Annotated in this window: 12 protein-coding genes and 2 pseudogenes; 3 read left to right on the top strand and 11 right to left on the bottom strand. The window is 65.4% G+C overall.

Annotated features, from left to right (window positions below):
- The 7 genes and pseudogenes from ACQVLG_RS28000 to ACQVLG_RS27970 all read right to left on the bottom strand — a co-directional run bounded on the left by ACQVLG_RS28000 (nt 1) and on the right by ACQVLG_RS27970 (nt 8,031).
- Nucleotides 1-680 (bottom strand): annotated as a pseudogene (locus tag ACQVLG_RS28000) (methionine ABC transporter permease).
- Nucleotides 673-1,482 carry a methionine ABC transporter ATP-binding protein gene (locus tag ACQVLG_RS27995; protein ID WP_230540657.1) on the bottom strand — a complete coding sequence of 270 codons (810 nt, stop codon included), beginning with the start codon at nt 1,480-1,482 and terminating at the stop codon, nt 673-675. The pseudogene ACQVLG_RS28000 and the gene ACQVLG_RS27995 overlap by 8 nt, the downstream one beginning before the upstream one ends.
- 185 nt (nt 1,483-1,667) lie before the next feature.
- Nucleotides 1,668-2,801 carry a TonB family protein gene (locus ACQVLG_RS27990; RefSeq protein ID WP_474291988.1) on the bottom strand — a complete coding sequence of 378 codons (1,134 nt, stop codon included), beginning with the start codon at nt 2,799-2,801 and terminating at the stop codon, nt 1,668-1,670.
- A gap of 11 nt (nt 2,802-2,812) precedes the next feature.
- Nucleotides 2,813-3,433: a biliverdin-producing heme oxygenase gene (locus ACQVLG_RS27985; RefSeq protein ID WP_230540658.1), complete on the bottom strand. Its 621-nt coding sequence runs from the start codon at nt 3,431-3,433 to the stop codon at nt 2,813-2,815.
- Between the two features lie 35 nt (nt 3,434-3,468).
- On the bottom strand, nt 3,469-6,390 hold the full coding sequence (locus ACQVLG_RS27980; RefSeq protein WP_474291987.1) for a TonB-dependent receptor: 2,922 nt from the start codon (nt 6,388-6,390) through the stop codon (nt 3,469-3,471).
- A gap of 100 nt (nt 6,391-6,490) precedes the next feature.
- A complete protein-coding gene (locus ACQVLG_RS27975) occupies nt 6,491-7,486 on the bottom strand; it encodes a FecR family protein (protein ID WP_474291986.1) in 996 nt (331 codons plus the stop codon).
- Nucleotides 7,487-7,494: 8 nt separating this feature from the next.
- Nucleotides 7,495-8,031, bottom strand: coding sequence for an RNA polymerase sigma factor (locus ACQVLG_RS27970; protein WP_230540661.1), 537 nt, complete (start codon nt 8,029-8,031; stop codon nt 7,495-7,497).
- Nucleotides 8,032-8,364: 333 nt separating this feature from the next.
- On the opposite strand from ACQVLG_RS27970, the gene ACQVLG_RS27965 reads away from it, so the two are divergent.
- Entirely contained in the window at nt 8,365-8,931 is a 567-nt protein-coding gene (locus ACQVLG_RS27965) for a YceI family protein (protein ID WP_152282492.1), read from the top strand.
- A 74-nt stretch (nt 8,932-9,005) separates the two neighbouring features.
- Here the strand turns inward: ACQVLG_RS27965 and ACQVLG_RS27960 are convergent.
- The 4 genes and pseudogenes from ACQVLG_RS27960 to ACQVLG_RS27945 all read right to left on the bottom strand — a co-directional run bounded on the left by ACQVLG_RS27960 (nt 9,006) and on the right by ACQVLG_RS27945 (nt 13,082).
- Nucleotides 9,006-10,816, bottom strand: a pseudogene (locus ACQVLG_RS27960) (NAD(P)-binding domain-containing protein).
- A 143-nt stretch (nt 10,817-10,959) separates the two neighbouring features.
- The gene (locus ACQVLG_RS27955; protein WP_474291985.1) at nt 10,960-11,505 is read right to left on the bottom strand and encodes a helix-turn-helix domain-containing protein; all 546 of its coding nucleotides are present in this window, start codon (nt 11,503-11,505) and stop codon (nt 10,960-10,962) included.
- An 8-nt stretch (nt 11,506-11,513) separates the two neighbouring features.
- Complete coding sequence (locus ACQVLG_RS27950) at nt 11,514-12,098, bottom strand: GAF domain-containing protein (protein WP_474291984.1); 585 nt, start codon at nt 12,096-12,098, stop codon at nt 11,514-11,516.
- A gap of 243 nt (nt 12,099-12,341) precedes the next feature.
- Nucleotides 12,342-13,082, bottom strand: a complete 741-nt coding sequence (locus ACQVLG_RS27945; protein ID WP_474291983.1) for a hypothetical protein — start codon at nt 13,080-13,082, stop codon at nt 12,342-12,344.
- On the opposite strand from ACQVLG_RS27945, the gene ACQVLG_RS27940 reads away from it, so the two are divergent.
- Together ACQVLG_RS27940 and ACQVLG_RS27935 are read left to right on the top strand one after the other, a co-directional pair.
- Entirely contained in the window at nt 13,081-13,806 is a 726-nt protein-coding gene (locus ACQVLG_RS27940; protein WP_474291982.1) for an alginate export family protein, read from the top strand. The genes ACQVLG_RS27945 and ACQVLG_RS27940 overlap by 2 nt on opposite strands.
- 35 nt (nt 13,807-13,841) lie before the next feature.
- Complete coding sequence (locus ACQVLG_RS27935) at nt 13,842-15,170, top strand: serine hydrolase domain-containing protein (protein ID WP_474291981.1); 1,329 nt, start codon at nt 13,842-13,844, stop codon at nt 15,168-15,170.
- Nucleotides 15,171-15,231 lie beyond the last annotated feature (61 nt).

Raw genomic sequence — 15,231 nt, 5'->3', positions numbered from 1 at the left:
TTAACGTTTGTCGAGGCGCTTGGCGATGCGCGTGCCGGCGAACTGGATGGTTTGCACCAGCACGATCAGGATGGCGACGGTGGCGACCATGATGTCCGTCTCGAAGCGGTAGTAGCCGTAGTAGCGGATGGCCAGGTCGCCGATGCCGCCTCCGCCCACCACGCCGGCCACGGCCGAATACGACAGGAAGCTGATCGACAGCACGGTCAGGGCCAGCACCAGGCCGGAGCGCGCTTCCACCAGCAGCACGCGGAAGATGATCTGCATTTCCGAGGCGCCCATGGCGTGCGCCGCCTCGATCACGCCGCGCGGCACTTCGCGCAGGTTCTGTTCCACCAGGCGCGCCAGGTAGGGAATGGCGGCGAACGACAGCGGCACGCTGGCCGCCAGCGGGCCGATCGAGGTGCCCGCGATGATGCGCGTAAACGGCGTCAGGGCGACCAGCAGGATGATGAAGGGGAAGCTGCGCACGGTATTCACCAGCCAGCCGAGGATCGTCGACAGCGGACGGTTTTCCAGCGACTGGCCTTCCGAGACGAGGAACAGCAAAATGCCCAGCGGGCCGCCGATCAGGATGGCGGCCGTCAAGCCGATGCCCAGCATGGTCATGGTCTGGCCCAGCGCCACCCAGATTTTTCCGGCAGCAGGTTGATGACGTTATTGATCGATTCTTCAAACATGTGATGCATCCTTCCATGCGGTGGCTTCAAACGCCTCGGTGCCGTAGTAAGCCAGCTCGCGTCCCAGCGCAGTCTTGCGCGGGGTGGCTGTGTCGCTCAGGTCAAATTGTTCGGCGATGGCGCCGTTTTCCACGACGGCGACCCGGTTGCAGATGGCACCGAGCACCGACAGCTCATGGCTGACGATGACGATGGTCACGCCGAGGCGCGCATTGATGTCGCGCAAGGTGTCGAGCAGGGCGCGCGTCGTTTCCGCGTCCAGCGCGGACGTCGGCTCGTCGCACAGCAGCACGTCCGGGTGGCTGGCCAGGGCGCGGGCAATCGCCACGCGCTGCTTCTGCCCGCCGGACAATTGCGCCGGATAGCTGTGCAGCTTGTCGGACAGGCCGACGAGCGCCAGGCATTCCTCGACGCGGGCGGCGATCTGCTCGCCCTTGGTCGTGCCATGGATTTTCAGGGGGAAGGCGACGTTGTCGAACACGCTGGCGTTTTGCAGCAGATTGAATTGCTGGAAAATCATGCCGATGTTCTGGCGCGCGTCGCGCAGTTCGCTCTTGCCCAGGCGCGTCAGTTCGCGTCCGGCCACGGTAATGGTGCCGCTGTCGGGGCGCTCGAGCAGGTTAATCAGGCGCAGCAAGGTCGATTTGCCGGCGCCGCTCTTGCCGATCAGGCCGAAAATATCACCGGGATAGACTTCCAGCGTGACCGATTTGACCGCGTGGAATTGTTCGCCCTTGGGCAGCGCGAAGGTCTTGTTCGCGCCATCGATGCGAATCACCGGCGTACGGTGTGGTGTGGTCATGCAGTGTTTCCTTTTTTATTGGACCGTGACAGGCTTGTTTGCAGGGGCCAAATCGCCCAGCCTGCTACGTCGGTTGCGTAGTATACCTCCGATCGTGTTATTACTCCTACGACAGAATCTTGCTTTGAATATGCAAATAATGTCTATATGGGTGTTTGGCGAGAGTAAACGCGGTTTTTTCGTGTTCAGCCGATGGAAAATTCGACGGGAATCGATAATTCCAGCGGGTCCGGCCGTTCCTTGGGAATGCGCGGCAGTGGCGCCGCCCGTTGCAAAGTGTCGAGCGCGGCCTGATCCAGCGCCGGGGAACCGGAACTGCGCTCGATGGCGGCTGCCAGCACCTGGCCATCGCGGTCGATGCTGCAGCGCAGATACACCACGCCCTGTTCCTGCTTCGCGCGCGACGCCGTCGGATAGCGGCGGAAGCGCTCCATGCGCGCCAAAACCTTGCCTTCCCAGCTCGATACGCCGCTGCGCAGCTCCTGTGGCGCGGGCGGCAGGGCAGGCGAGGGCGGCGCCGCCGCGACGGACGCCGTGGCCGCCGGTGCCGGCGTGACGGGGGCAGGACGCACGTCGGCGACGGCCGCGATGGCCTCGGCTTGCGGCGGCATGGGCGCGGCATCCGGCTGCGGCAGCACAATTTGTTTGATTGCCGGCGCTGCCTTTTTGGCAATGGCGCGCGATGGCGAGGCGGCCGCGCTGACCTGTTCAGCAAGATTCTGCTCCAAAGGGCGGGGCGGGGCGGCGGCCGGCAGGAACAGCAGCATGGCCGGCTGGGTGGAGTCGGGCGCGATGGCCAGCACGGGCGCCGCTGGCGCGCGGTGGTACACGGCCCATCCCAGCAGGGCGCCATGCATGGCGAAGACCGTGGCGATGGTCAGCGGCTTGTGCCAGTCCGGCGGCGGCGTCTTTTCTGGCGCCGGCGCCGGCCCCTCCGGGCGGCGCAGCAGGTAAATGATGACGGCAATTTCCAGCGTTGCCACGAGGACGATGATCCACCACGGCGGATGGCCGAGGCACATGGCGACAAAGCCGATGGCCATGCCCAGGCAAGCGAGGATCTTGCCGCGCCGCGACACGGCGCGGTGTTCGCGCCACTGGCGCAGCGGCGCGCCAAAGCGCGGGTGGTGCAGCAGCCAGTGTTCCAGGCGCGGCGAGGCGCGGCTGAAGCAGGCCAGCGCCAGGATCAGGAAGATCGTCGTCGGCATGACGGGCAGCAGGGCGCCGATCACGCCCAGTGCCACCATCAGCATGCCGGCGGCCGTCCAGGCCCAGCGGCGCAGCCGTGCCGTGTGCGCTTCCGCGCTTGCCCGGGTCACTGGTTCCTCCATCAGGCGCAAGCCTCCACGTGGCCGTGCATGCGCAAAAAGGCGGCGCGCGCGCCGTCGATCACGCGCGCTTCGCCGGCGTCATCGAGGGCGGCCGTATCGAGCACCGACGTAAACTCGCGCCAGTGGCGCGCGCGCCCGTCCGGGTGGCCGGCCAGGTGGCGCGCGCCGTGGTGTTCATCGAGGCCGATCTTGCCGGCCAGTTTATACAGGATGGCCGCGCCCAGCTTCGAGCCTTCGCTCACGTACAGCCAGCCCAGCGCCGTGGCCAGGTCCAGCTGCGCGTCGAACGGCGGCGTGGCCGCATCGGCCGGCAGGGCGGTGCCCAGGTCGCGCAGGTCGGCCGCGATGCTGGCGTAGCGGCGGCGCTGTTCCAGGTCCGGCAGCAGGGCGGCCAGCTGCGCGTTGTCGTACAGCGCGTCGACGTCGCGCAGGAACGCGTACTGTGCCTGCAGGAAGCGCGCGTAATTGTCGCGGCTGGAAAACGGCGCGCTGGCCATGATGCGCTGGTCCAGCAATTCGTGGGTGGCCATGGTGTCGGCTTTCAGGCGCTGGCTGCGGGTCGGGGCCGCGTTAATCGGAACGGCGTTCAAGGTGCTGGTGGTGTCGCTTGCTGCATGCATGGAATATCTGCTCTCTATTATAAGGATGAATCAAATCAGAAACGAAGGCCCAGCGTGACGCGCGCCGTGCGGCCCGGTCCCGGCATCAGGCTCAGGGTCAGCGGATCGAGGTAGTAGCGGTCCGTCAGGTTGTCCACTGCCACGTCGACGGTGGCGTTGGGCGTGATCTTGTAGCTGGCGAACAGGTCGGCCAGGGTGTACGCCTGCGTCAGCACCTGCGGCGAGGTGCCTGTCCACGACTGCCACACGGCCTTGTCGTCCTGGCGCGCCAGCGGATGGCCGACGTGCGTCAGGCGCGTGCCGACGGTGAGTTTTTCCTGCAGCCAGCGCGTGCCCAGGGTCAGGTTGGCGCTCAGCTTGGGCTGGATATGGTTGCTCACGTAGGAGCTGCTAAAGCCGATGGGCGAGCAGTCGGGCGTGTTCCAGATATCCGATGGCCACTTGCTGGCCTTGCGCAAATAGGCCGCCGTGGCCGCGTCGCAGATCAGGGTCTTGCGGTTCCAGGTGCCGGAAAAGTCGGCAAACACGCTCCCCCGGTCATAGGACGACTGCAGTTCGATGCCCGAGACGCTGTATTTGTCCGTATTCGCCATCGAGAAATTCTGCGCGTAGGCCGGCAAGTCGGGAATCGGACGGCGCGTGATGTAGCCGTGGGTGACGTTGTCGAAATACGCCACGCGCAGGCGCAGCTTGTCGGCGGCGCTCCATACGCCATCCTTGACCAGGCTCACGCCGATCTCGCGGTTGTGGCTGCGCTCGGCATTCAAGGGCGACGAATACGTGGCCGAGAAGCCCATTGTCGACTCATACAGGCTGGGCATGCGCAGGCCGCGCGCATCGCGCAGGAACAGGCTGACGCTGTCGGACAGGCGCGCCGTCAGCGCAAACGTGGGCGCAAAACCGTGGTCCTTGCGGCGGATCGGCTTGCTGTAGCTGAACAGGCCGGGGATGGCGTCGCGGAAGACATAATCATTGCCGCTCCAGTCGGCGACCTGCGAGACGTCCAGCGGCGCCGGCTCGGCGCCGTAGTTTTCCACCATGCCGCCCACCAGCGCGGGATTGGTGGCGGGCGTGAACCGGCCCTGCGCATCCTGGTACCACTTCGCTGCGCCGAGCTGATCGCCGTCCTTGTCCCACATGGTGACCCATTGCCAGCCTTGCGGCTGGTATTGCTGTTCCGCGCGGCGGTTGCGGTCGCGCGTATCGAAGCGCTGGAAGCGCCCGCCGGCCTCGACACTCAGCCAGTCGCGCGCCTGCCACTGCAGCGAGGCGAACACGCTTTGCTCGTGGCGCTTGCCGTTGCGCAGGGTGTGATTGGCGTTCAGGTCGTCGTCGAGGATGCGCACGCTGTCGGCCGGGCCGATATCTTCATTTTGCAAGGACAGGCCGTAATCGAGCTTGAGTGGGCCCATGCCGGTGGCGAGGCGCGAGATATTCGTCAGGTCGGCGCCGGCCCTGCGCGCCTGGTTCTTCGCCAGGTACAGTACTTCCACGCATTCCTTGCATTCGTGGTCGCCCGGATTGGTCTTGCCTTCCAGCGGATTGCTGAAGATGTCGCCGTTGCGCGACTTGCTCTGCATGTCCGTCAGCCACAGGTTGGCCTTCAGGTCGATCAGGTTCTGGCCTTCCGGCTTCCACTCGTAGCGCGCCGTCAGCGCGTTGGTGCGCACCTGGCTGGGGTCCCATTGCGGGATGCTGCCGGTGCTGTTGCGGTAGATTTGCGAGGGCATGATTTCGCCATAGCTGCTGTCGAAATAGCGGTAGCCCAGCTCCAGCTTCTGCGCGTGCGGCAGGCGCAGGTTGGCCTTCAGCAGGGCCGAAGTGGTGCGGTTGGCCGTGTTCAGCACTTCGTCGCCTTTCTTGAAGAACTGCGTCACGCCATTGTCGTCGCCCCATTCGTTGAGCATTTGATAGCGTTCGAAGCCGCGCGTGCCGGCAAAATAATTGCCGATGCTGCGCTGGCTGATGGCGGCCACCAGGTCGTAGTCGTCCTGGCGCGTGGCCACGGCGATGCTGCCAAAACCGCTGCGCGGGTCGCCCAGCTTGTTGCGCTGCGTGCGCGGCGTGCTGCCGAAATCGGCGGGCGCCGGGACGCTGTTGTCCTGGATGCCGCCGCGCAGGCGCACGCCCGTGCGCTGGCCCGGTCGCAGGATGTCTTCCGGTCGCAGGGTCTGCATGCTGACCATGCCGCCGATGGCGCCCGCGCCTTGCGCCGACAGGTTCGGGCCCTTGTCGATGCGGATGGCGCTGATCAGGTCAGGGTCGATGTAGCTGCGGTCGGCGATACCCGCGTAACCGCGGTAGACGGTGGACGATTGCAGGCTGCCGTCGATCAGCACGGGCACGCGGCCCTGGCCCTGCATGCCGCGCACATTGACGTCGACGGCGCCGCTGTTGCGGCTGTCGCCCACCTGCACGCCGGCCACGCCCTTGAAGATATCGGCCGGCGACGTGCCGCGGAAGCGTTCGATCTGCTCGCGCCCGATGTAGGCGGACGATGCGGACGTGACGTAGGGCAGGTCGGCCGGATCCGCGTCGTCCGCCTCGAACGTGCCGCTGCCGCCTTGGCCAGTCACGCGCAGGGTGCCGATCTGCACCGCGCCGGCAGAGACAGGCGCAGGCGCGCTGATGATGATGGTCGTGCCGCCTTGCAGCTGCGCCTGCAGGCCGCTGCCGGCCAGCAGCTGGCGCAGCGCCTCGGGCAGCGAATGCCGGCCTTGCAGCGGCGCGCTTTGCCGTCCCTGCGTCAGGCGCGCGTCGGCCAGCAGCACCATGCCGGCCTGGCGCGCCAGTTCGTTCAGCGCGCGGTTCAGTGGCTGTGCGGGGATGTGCCATTCCACCTGCGCCGCCGGCGCGGCGGCGGCATGCACGGCGGGCGTGGCGAAGGCCAGGCCGATGGCCAGGAAGAGGGGGGACAGGCGGGCGTGCAAGGGATGGCGCGGTGGAGTCATATGCATGTTTTTCCTATGGTGATGTGGTGATCCTTCATAGTTAAAACGAATGAGTATCATTTACCCTGACGTGCGGATGCATTTTATTTCGCGACATGGGGACGCATCAGCGGGCGACGATATGCAGCTTGCTGTCCTGGCGCAGCAGGCGCACGGGCAAGGCCAGCGGCAGGGCGGCGGCAAATTGCGCCGGCAGCTTGGCGTCGAAGCTGCCGTTCAGGCGCAGGCCGGCCAGGGCCGGGTCGTCTAGCACGAGGCCTGAATCGCCATAGCGCTCGAATTCGGCCAGCGCCTCGGCCAGGGTGGCGTCCTCGAAATCGAGGCGCCCGGCACGCCAGTTGCCCACCGCTTGCGCGTTGACCCTGGCCAGCGCATTCACGCCGTGCGGCGTGACGGTGACCGTGTCGCCCGCCCGCAGCACTTCGGCATGCGCGCCGGCTTCGCTTTCCACGCGCACCGTGCCTTGCGCCACGCTGACCTGTGTCGTGGCGCCCACGTGGCGCACTGAAAAATGCGTGCCCAGTACCGTCGCCGTGGCCGCTCCCGCGATGACCTGGAACGGACGCGCAGGGTCGGCGTGGACATGGAACATGGCCTGGCCGCGCAGCAGGCGCACGCTGCGCCGGTCGCGGTACAGGGCCACGTCGACGGCGCTGCCGCTATCGAGTTCGATGCGGCTGCCGTCGGGCAGGACTTGCGTGGCGAACTGGCCGCGCGCCGTGCTGTAATCGTGCTGGAAGCCGGGGCGCTGCAGATGGCCGGCCAGCGGCCAGGCCAGCAGGCCGCACAGCAGCAGGCAGCCGCCGGCCAGCGCGCCGCGCGGCGGGAAGGAGGCCGCCTGGCGCAGCCGCTGCAGCAGCGATGACGGCGTGCCCGCCGCCGGGGCGGGTTGGCTGAAGGCCGCCACGCGCTGCGCCGGCAGACTGGCCAGCAGCGCATCGGTGCGGGCCAGCGCCTCCCAGGCCTGCTGGTGGCGCGTGTCCGCTGCCAGCCATTGCCGCCATGCCGCCAGTTCGTGCACGGCCAGGCCCGCGTCGTGGCGCAGCAGCCATTGCGCCGCCAGGAAGTCGATGTCGTCGGCCGTCGTGTCTTGTGATGTCATGTGCTGTTTCATAGCGTATCCCGCTCGGGCAAGCCTTTTTTACAGGCGAGCATGCCGTTGATGATGTGTTTTTCCACCATGTTGACGGAGATACCCATCTGGGCGGCGATCTCGATCTGGCTCAGGCCATCGAACTTGTACAGCGCGAAAGCCTGGCGGCAGCGAGGCGGCAAGGCCTCGATGATGGCCAGCAGGCGTTCCATGGTTTGCCGGTCGTGCAGCCGTTGCTCGGGTTCATCGGCACGCGGCGCGCGCAGTTGCAGGTGCGGCTCGTCGAGCGCGTCATGGGGCCGTCTCTGGCGCAAGCGCTGTTCATCGATGGCGATGTTTTTCGCCGTGACGTACAGCAGGGCGCGCTGGCCGCTGTCGGGAGGCGTATCGCCATGCAGGGCGCGGGCGCCTCCTTGCAGGGTAGGCGCGTCGCCGAGCGGCTTGCGCGCCAGGAGGCGGGCGTAGGCTTCCTGCACCACGTCCTGTGCCTTGTCGCGGCATCCGGTGGAGCGCGAAATCAGGCGCAGCAATTCCTGGTAATAGCGTTCAAGCACCGCGCATGTCCCCGTGATCAAAGCGCGCCATGATAGCAAGCCCATCAAATAATAACAAGAATCATTCTCATCTGATGTCTTTTTGAGGTGCCGGATAACGCTGGATATTTTTGGCAATGCAGACAATAATCGGCAGCAGAAGGCGCTGTCGCGGACATGATTACCCTGTATTATCGATTTTATCGATACTAACTAGGTATATTTTCCGTTTTACATCGATCTTCATGCCATGCATAATCTGTTGCAACTGAAGCCAGACAATCAGCCGCAGCCGTCATTCGCCTGCAGCTGCTTGCGGTTTTGACATCCTCCACTTTCTGCCAGGAACCTACAATGAAAAAACTGCTCGCTTTTATCGCCGCCGCCGGCTTCTCGCTGTCCGCCGTTGCCGCTCCTGAAGTCTATGTCATCGATGGCAGCCACACTTTCCCCCGTTTCGAGTACACCCACATGGGCTTCTCGACGCAGCAAAGCCGTTTCAATAACACCACCGGCAAGGTCACGCTGGACCGCGCCGCAAAGACGGGCGCCGTCGAAGTGCTGATCGACACCAAATCCGTCGATACGGGTTCGACCCTGTTCAACTCGCACATCCAGGGTGAAGACTTCCTCGACACGGCCAAGTACCCGGTCGCCACCTACAAGTCGACCAAGTTCAATTTCGACGGCGACAAGCTGGCCTCCGTGGAAGGTAACCTGACCCTGAAAGGCGTGACCAAGCCAGTGACCCTGACCGTCACCTCGTTCACCTGCGCACCGCACCCGATGCTGAAAAAAGACGCTTGCGGCGCCAACGCCACGGCCAAGATCAAGCGCTCGGAATTCAACGCCGGCAAATATGCGCCAGCCGTCAGCGATGATGTCACTTTGACGTTTGCCATCGAAGCCATCAAACAGTAATCGTTGGCTGCATGACGTAAAAATGGCGGCGGACTTCGGTCCGCCGCCATTTTTTTATCTGCTTGCCTCTGCCATCACGCCAGGTGATGCACCGCCTGCTGCCCGTACACGGGCGTGTTCAAGCCTTCCATGCGCGCCTTCAGCTGCAGCGACAGGTACTGGGAATAGTGGCGCGACTGGTGCAGGTTACCACCGTGGTGAACCACAGCGCTTGCTGCTGCGTGGGTTTCCACATATTGCGCTGTTCGCCCTCCCACGGTCCGGGGTCCTTCGTCGTGGCGGAGCCGAGGCCCCACACCTTGCCCACTTTATTCGCCACCTCGGGCGAGATCAGGTCAGCCGCCCAGCCATTCATGGAGCCGTAGCCGGTGGCGTACACCACCAGGTCGGCCGGCAGTTCCGTGCCGTCCGACAGCACGATGGAATGGTTTTTCAGCTCCTGCACGCCGACGCCGCTTTTCAGCTTGATCTTGCCGTCGGCGACCAGCTCGGAGGCACCCACGTCGATGTAGTAGCCAGAGCCGCGGCGCAGGTATTTCATGAACAGGCCGGAATCGTCGTCGCCGAAATCGAGCATGAAGCCCCGTTCTTCCAGGCGCGCATAAAAATCCGCATCGCGCTCGCGGATGGCCTGGAAGACGGGTTTCTGGAAGTCGGCCAGGATTTTATAGGGGATCGAGGCGAACGTCAGGTCGGCCTTGTTTGTGGTCATGCCGGCCGCCAGCGCCCGTTCCGAATACAGGTCGCCCAAGGCCAGGTCCATCAAGGAATCGGACTTGACGATGTGCGTCGACGAGCGCTGCACCATGGTCACATCCACGCCCGCTTCCCACAGGGCGGCGCAGATATCGTGCGCGGAATTGTTCGCGCCGATGACCACCACCTTCTTGCCGGCATACGCGTCCGGCCCCGGATGCTGCGACGAGTGCTGCTGCTCGCCCTGGAACACGTCCATGCCTTTGAACTTCGGCATGTTCGCCTTGCCCGACATGCCCGTGGCCAGCACCAGCTGCTGCGGCTTCAGGGTGACGGGCTGGCCGTCGCGCAGCACCTGCACCATCCACTCGCCCGTGGCCTCGTCGAAGCTGGCCGACTCGCATGACGTCGAACCCCAGTAGTTCAGTTCCATCACCTTGGTGTACATTTCCAGCCAGTCGCCGACCTTGTCCTTCGGCGTAAAGACGGGCCAGTTGTCGGGAAAGGGGATGTACGGCATGTGGTCGTACCAGACGGGGTCGTGCAGGCACAGCGACTTGTAGCGCTTGCGCCAGCTGTCGCCCGGGCGGGCGTTTTTCTCGATGATGATGGTCGGCACGTTGAGCTGGCGCAAACGCGCACCCAGCGCGATGCCGCCCTGGCCGCCGCCGATGATGACGCAATACGGCTGGCGCGCGTAGCCGAGTTCTTTGGCTTCCTGTTCGCGGTGCTCCAGCCAGCTGCTGCGGTTGGTGCGCGCGCCGTGTTCGGCGCCCATGGGCCGCCGGCCGCCCTTGGCTTCCTCAAAACCCCTCAATTCGCTCATGGTGGTGAGCAGGGTCCAGATCTTGCCGTCGCGGATGCGGATGAAGCCCACGCCGCGCGCCACCTTCGTTTCCACCGTGATCCAGCTTTGCAGTACGCCGCCCGCTTCCACCGCATGTTCGCCGTCGGCGATGCGGATGGAGACGGGCTGCACGGCGCCCAGCTGGGCGGCCAGCATGGCGGCGATCTGCTCGCGGCCTTCCAGGGTTTTCAGGTTCCAGGTAAACAGCACCAGGTCGCGCCAGTAGCCATCCTGTTCGAACAGCTGCGCGGCGGCCGTGCCGTCGCCGGCGCGCAGGGCACCTTCGAGCTGCTCCAGGATGCCGGCCACGGCCAGGTCGTGCGGGTTGATTTCGGTTTGCATCGTGTCTCCTCCAAGTCTGCTGACTTTATGATGGGATGCGGCTGTGTTGCCGCTGACGATGTTGTAACACTGGCGTTCTGGCGTCGCATCCTGCAGTGCAGCATGGCGGCGAATGAGACGGAAATCTCAGCTTGCCGGATGCCTTACTGGCGGTGCGGCGGCACGATGTGCAGCTGCTTGAGGCGCCGGTACAGGGTGGCGCGCGAGACGCCCAGCATGGCGGCCGCCTGCAGCGGGCGCCATTTGGCGGCGTTCATGGCGTTGACGATGCGCGTGCGCTCGGCCAGCTCCTGCGGCGTGCAGGCCGGCGCGTGCGTCACGGGGACGGCGCTCTTGATGTGCGCACGCACGCTGGCCTGGCGCAGCGGCGCGCGTATGCGCGCGTGCAGCCAGGTGCTTCCGCCCGCCAGGCGCAGGGACAGCAGATTGTGTCCCGCGCGCGCATCGAACAGCCGTTCGGCGCGCACTTCCAGCACCTCGGCGACGGGGCGCGGCAGGGTGCCCAGCCCGGGGATGACCTCGCGCGCGCAGCGGTTGGCGGCGACGATGTCGCCATGTTCATCGATGGCGAGCAGCATTTCCGGCTGCACTTCGACGAAATGGCGGTTGCGGTGCGCCAGCAGGATGCAGCAGTGGCTGTAGGACGTGAGAAAAAAGCCGTCCTCGATCAGCGTTGCGCCCTGGCGCACCAGCTGTTTCAGGCGCTGGCTGTCGCGCGCGTCGGGGGCGAACGCAATGCCGAGGCATCGAGCACGCCGATCAAGTCGCCGTGCGGCGAAAAGATCGGCGCGGCGCTGCAGGTCAGGCCCGTGAAGGCGGCGCGGAAATGGTCGGTCTTGTGCACGGTGATGGCTTCCTGGTCGAGCAGCACGGAGGCGATGCCGCACGTGCCTTCCTCCTCTTCCGACCAGCACGAACCCGGGTACAGGCCCGCCTTCTTGAAATCCTTGCGCTGGTCCGTGTCGGCCGCGTAGTCGATGGTCACGCCGCGCGCATTGGCCAGGATGACGCAGTAGCCCGCTTCGCGCACCATGGCGTGCAGGCGCGGCAGGCACTGGCCCGTGGAGCGCAGAAAATTTTCCTCGGACTGCTGGATGGCGCGCAGCTCGGCGCCCGTCAGGATGCGCGGCCCCGTGGTGGAGGCGGGGTCGAGCCGGTAATCGTCCAGCGAGCGCCGGTACGACGACGCCAGCCTGGCCGTGTCGGCCCCCGGATGGACGATGTGGCCGGCGATCAGGTCGCGCACGCGGTCGATATGGCTGGTCTGGCGGACGTAGGGCATGGTGCTCTCCGGTGTCTCGGTATTTTTGATGGTATGCCCGTTTGTAGCATGAAGGCCGGGGATGGCGCATCCTGCGCTGCAGCATGGCGTGCGCGTGAGACGTTCGTCTCAGCGCCTGGCGCCGCACAGTAGGATGCTTTACAACAATAAAAAAGAGCATCTCTGATAACATTCGTTCAAATCTAAAGACAGCTATCGCAAGGGATACCTATGGCAACGCAAGCGATGTTCCCGGTGCGCAGCTCACTCGTCCTGGCCCTGCTGGGCTGGAGCGCCGCCTGCGGCGCCGCCGGCCAGCTCGATCCCGATGGCCAGAGCAGCATGGAAAAAGAGGTGGCCCGGCGCGCTGCCGTCGAACCGGCCATCGGCGCCGGCTGGCACATGACGCGTTCCGTGGAAGCGGGCGTGCAGGTGGCCGGCGAGAGCAATCTGTTCTGGAAGCTGTCGAATACGCCGGCGCGCAACCCCGGCTTCGAATTCAACCCCTACTGGTACGAGTTCTATGTCAAGCCGGCGCTCGGCTTCAAGCGCAACCTGGGCGATGGCAGGCAGCTGTATGCGCGCGTGTCCGCCGTCGGCTCGGGCACCGTGCGCCACGACCCGTTTGGCGCGGGCGACACGGGCCGCATCTCGGTCGAGGAATTCGTCGCCGGCATCCGCATGCCGCTCGGCGGCACGAATGCGCGCCTTGACCTGTCGGCCGGGGCGCAGAATTTCACGCTCGGCACGGGCATGCTGATCGCCAATGGCGGCTCGAACGGCTTTGACCGTGGCGCGCTGAAACTGGGGCCGCGCAAGGCCTTCCAGAATTCCGTGGTGGCCAAAATAAGCCAGGACGCGTTCAGCGCCCAGGCTTTTTACCTCGACCCGAATGAAAACCCCGACAACGATAGCGGCACGCGCGTCGTCGGCGTCGATGTCAGCTACGCGCCCGCGAACGACCGCAAGGCCGGCATCGCGTATGGCAAGGTGCCCCGTTCGCATGCCGCGTATCCGCAGGCGGCGCCGGGCGGCATCGGCGCGCCGCTGGCCGTCCCCCGATGGCCGCAAGGATTTGCAGTTCGTGTATGGCTACGCGCGCGTTCCCGTGCTGCCCAGCGTGCTGTCGAAAGGCTGGTTCGGCGTCGATGCCGCGCGCGAGTGGAATGCGCGCGAGCCAATGCGGGCCTGGGGCTGGCGCACGGAAGGGGGCTTTTCCCTGCCCGGCGTGGCGTGGACGCCGAAGTTCACCCTTGGTTACCAGAGCTTTTCCGGCGACGATCCGCGCACGGCGCGCAACGAGCGCTTCGACCCGCTGTTCTTCGAAGGCACGCCGGGCGCCTGGGCTTCGGGCAGCAAGGCGACCTGGGTTTTCGTCAATGCCAACGTGAATGCGCTGCAGGCCACCATCGAGCTGCACCCGACGCCGAAAGACACCGTGACCGCCTACCTGGCGCAGGTGCGGGCCAACCGGATGGGCAGCCCGCTGCAGTTCGGGCAGGCCACGCGTCTCGACGTGCCGGGCGAGGCACCCGTGGTGATCGCCGGCGTGCTGCGCCCGATGCTGGCCAACGATGTCTTCGTCAAGTACGTGCGCGTGGTGAACCCGAATACCTACCTGACCCTGGGTTTCAGCGCCTCGTTCGCGCAGTCGGGCGTGAACCAGCTGGTGAATGGCCAGGCCAAAACGTGGACGGGCTGGCTGGCCAACGTGGTATGGGTCTATTAAGCATTCTGTATTCTGTTTATCAAGGAGAGCACCGCATGAACGATTATCCCAGCATGAAACGCCTGGCCCTGGCCGCCGCCTGCCTGGCGCTGGCCGCCGGCGCCCACGCGGCCGAGGCAACGGCGCCGCTGTCGGCCGCCGCCAGCGATCCGGCCGCCTTGCAATGGATGGTGGGCGCGCCGCCGCCGGCCGATAAAATCATCCGTTTCGACGATGGCAGCTATTTCAATTTCCCGCAGCTGCGCTGGAGCGTGTCGCACTTCCGCCAGCTGATGCCGACGGTGGCAGTGGCGCGCGGCTTGAAAGCCCCCGTGCCCTTGAAACGCGCGCTGCGCAACGATATCGACGGCCTGCGTTTCACCCCCCTGGGCGCGAAGGAAACGATGACCTGGGAGCAGTCGCTGGGCGCCAACTACACGGACGGCATCGTGGTGCTGCACCGGGGCCGCATCGTGTATGAACGTTATCTTGGCGTATTGAAGGAAAGCGGCCAGCATGGCGCCATGTCGGTGACGAAGTCCGTCATGGGCACCATCGGCGCGGCGCTGGTGGCCGAAGGCAAGCTCGATGCGGACAAGAAAGTGGCCGAGTATGTGCCGGAACTGGCCAAATCCGCGTTTGGCGACGCCACCGTGCGCCAGGTGCTCGACATGACCACGGGCCTGAAATTCAGCGAAGACTACGCCGACCCGAAAGCGGAAGTGTGGCAGCACGCGGCGGCCGGCAGCCCGCTGCCCAAGCCCAAGGATTACTCGGGCCCGCGCAGCTATTTCGAGTACCTGCAAACGGTGCAGCACGAGGGGCGGCACGGCGAGGCGTTCGGCTACCGCACGGTCAACTCCGACGTGCTGGGCTGGATCATCGCCCGCGTCACGGGGCAGAACGTCAATGACTACCTGTCCGAGCATGTCTGGCAAAAGCTGGGCGCCGAGCAGGATGCCTACATGACGGTCGACTCGACGGGCACGCCGTTTGCGGGCGGCGGCCTGAATGCGGGCTTGCGCGACCTGGCCCGCTTCGGCGAGATGCTGCGCAACGATGGCCGCTACAACGGCCAGCAGATACTGCCGAAGGCGGCCGTCGACGATATCCGCCGTGGCGGCGACAAGCAGCTGTTCGCCAAGGGCGGCTACGATTTGCTCAAGGGCTGGAGCTACCGCGACATGTGGTGGGTCACGCATAACGACCATGGCGCCTACATGGCGCGCGGCGTGTACGGACAGCGCATCTACATCGATCCGAAGGCGGAAATGGTGATCGTGCGCTTCGCCTCGACGCCGACGGCGGCCAATGCGGCCAACGATCCCACCACCACGCCGGCTTTCGAAGCGCTGGGCAAGCTGCTGCTGGCCAGGCCGAAGTAGGGCGCAAGCCGTGCGGCGAAACGGGCGCAACTGCAATATACTGTCCTTTCGTCATCACTTG

It is taken from the genome of Janthinobacterium sp. TPC_1 (assembly GCF_056037845.1).
This window is presented reverse-complemented; position numbering and strand designations above follow the sequence as displayed.

Coding starts and splice junctions, on each gene's coding strand:
- ACQVLG_RS27940 (WP_474291982.1), top strand. CDS start 13,081: ATGCCGCGTATCCGCAGGCGGCGCCGGGCGGCATCGGCGCGCCGCTGG.
- ACQVLG_RS27950 (WP_474291984.1), bottom strand. CDS start 12,098: ATGCCCTACGTCCGCCAGACCAGCCATATCGACCGCGTGCGCGACCTG.
- ACQVLG_RS27995 (WP_230540657.1), bottom strand. CDS start 1,482: ATGACCACACCACACCGTACGCCGGTGATTCGCATCGATGGCGCGAAC.
- ACQVLG_RS27980 (WP_474291987.1), bottom strand. CDS start 6,390: ATGCATATGACTCCACCGCGCCATCCCTTGCACGCCCGCCTGTCCCCC.
- ACQVLG_RS27945 (WP_474291983.1), bottom strand. CDS start 13,082: ATGCGAACGGGGCACCTTGCCATACGCGATGCCGGCCTTGCGGTCGTT.
- ACQVLG_RS27985 (WP_230540658.1), bottom strand. CDS start 3,433: ATGCATGCAGCAAGCGACACCACCAGCACCTTGAACGCCGTTCCGATT.
- ACQVLG_RS27965 (WP_152282492.1), top strand. CDS start 8,365: ATGAAAAAACTGCTCGCTTTTATCGCCGCCGCCGGCTTCTCGCTGTCC.
- ACQVLG_RS27975 (WP_474291986.1), bottom strand. CDS start 7,486: ATGACATCACAAGACACGACGGCCGACGACATCGACTTCCTGGCGGCG.
- ACQVLG_RS27935 (WP_474291981.1), top strand. CDS start 13,842: ATGAACGATTATCCCAGCATGAAACGCCTGGCCCTGGCCGCCGCCTGC.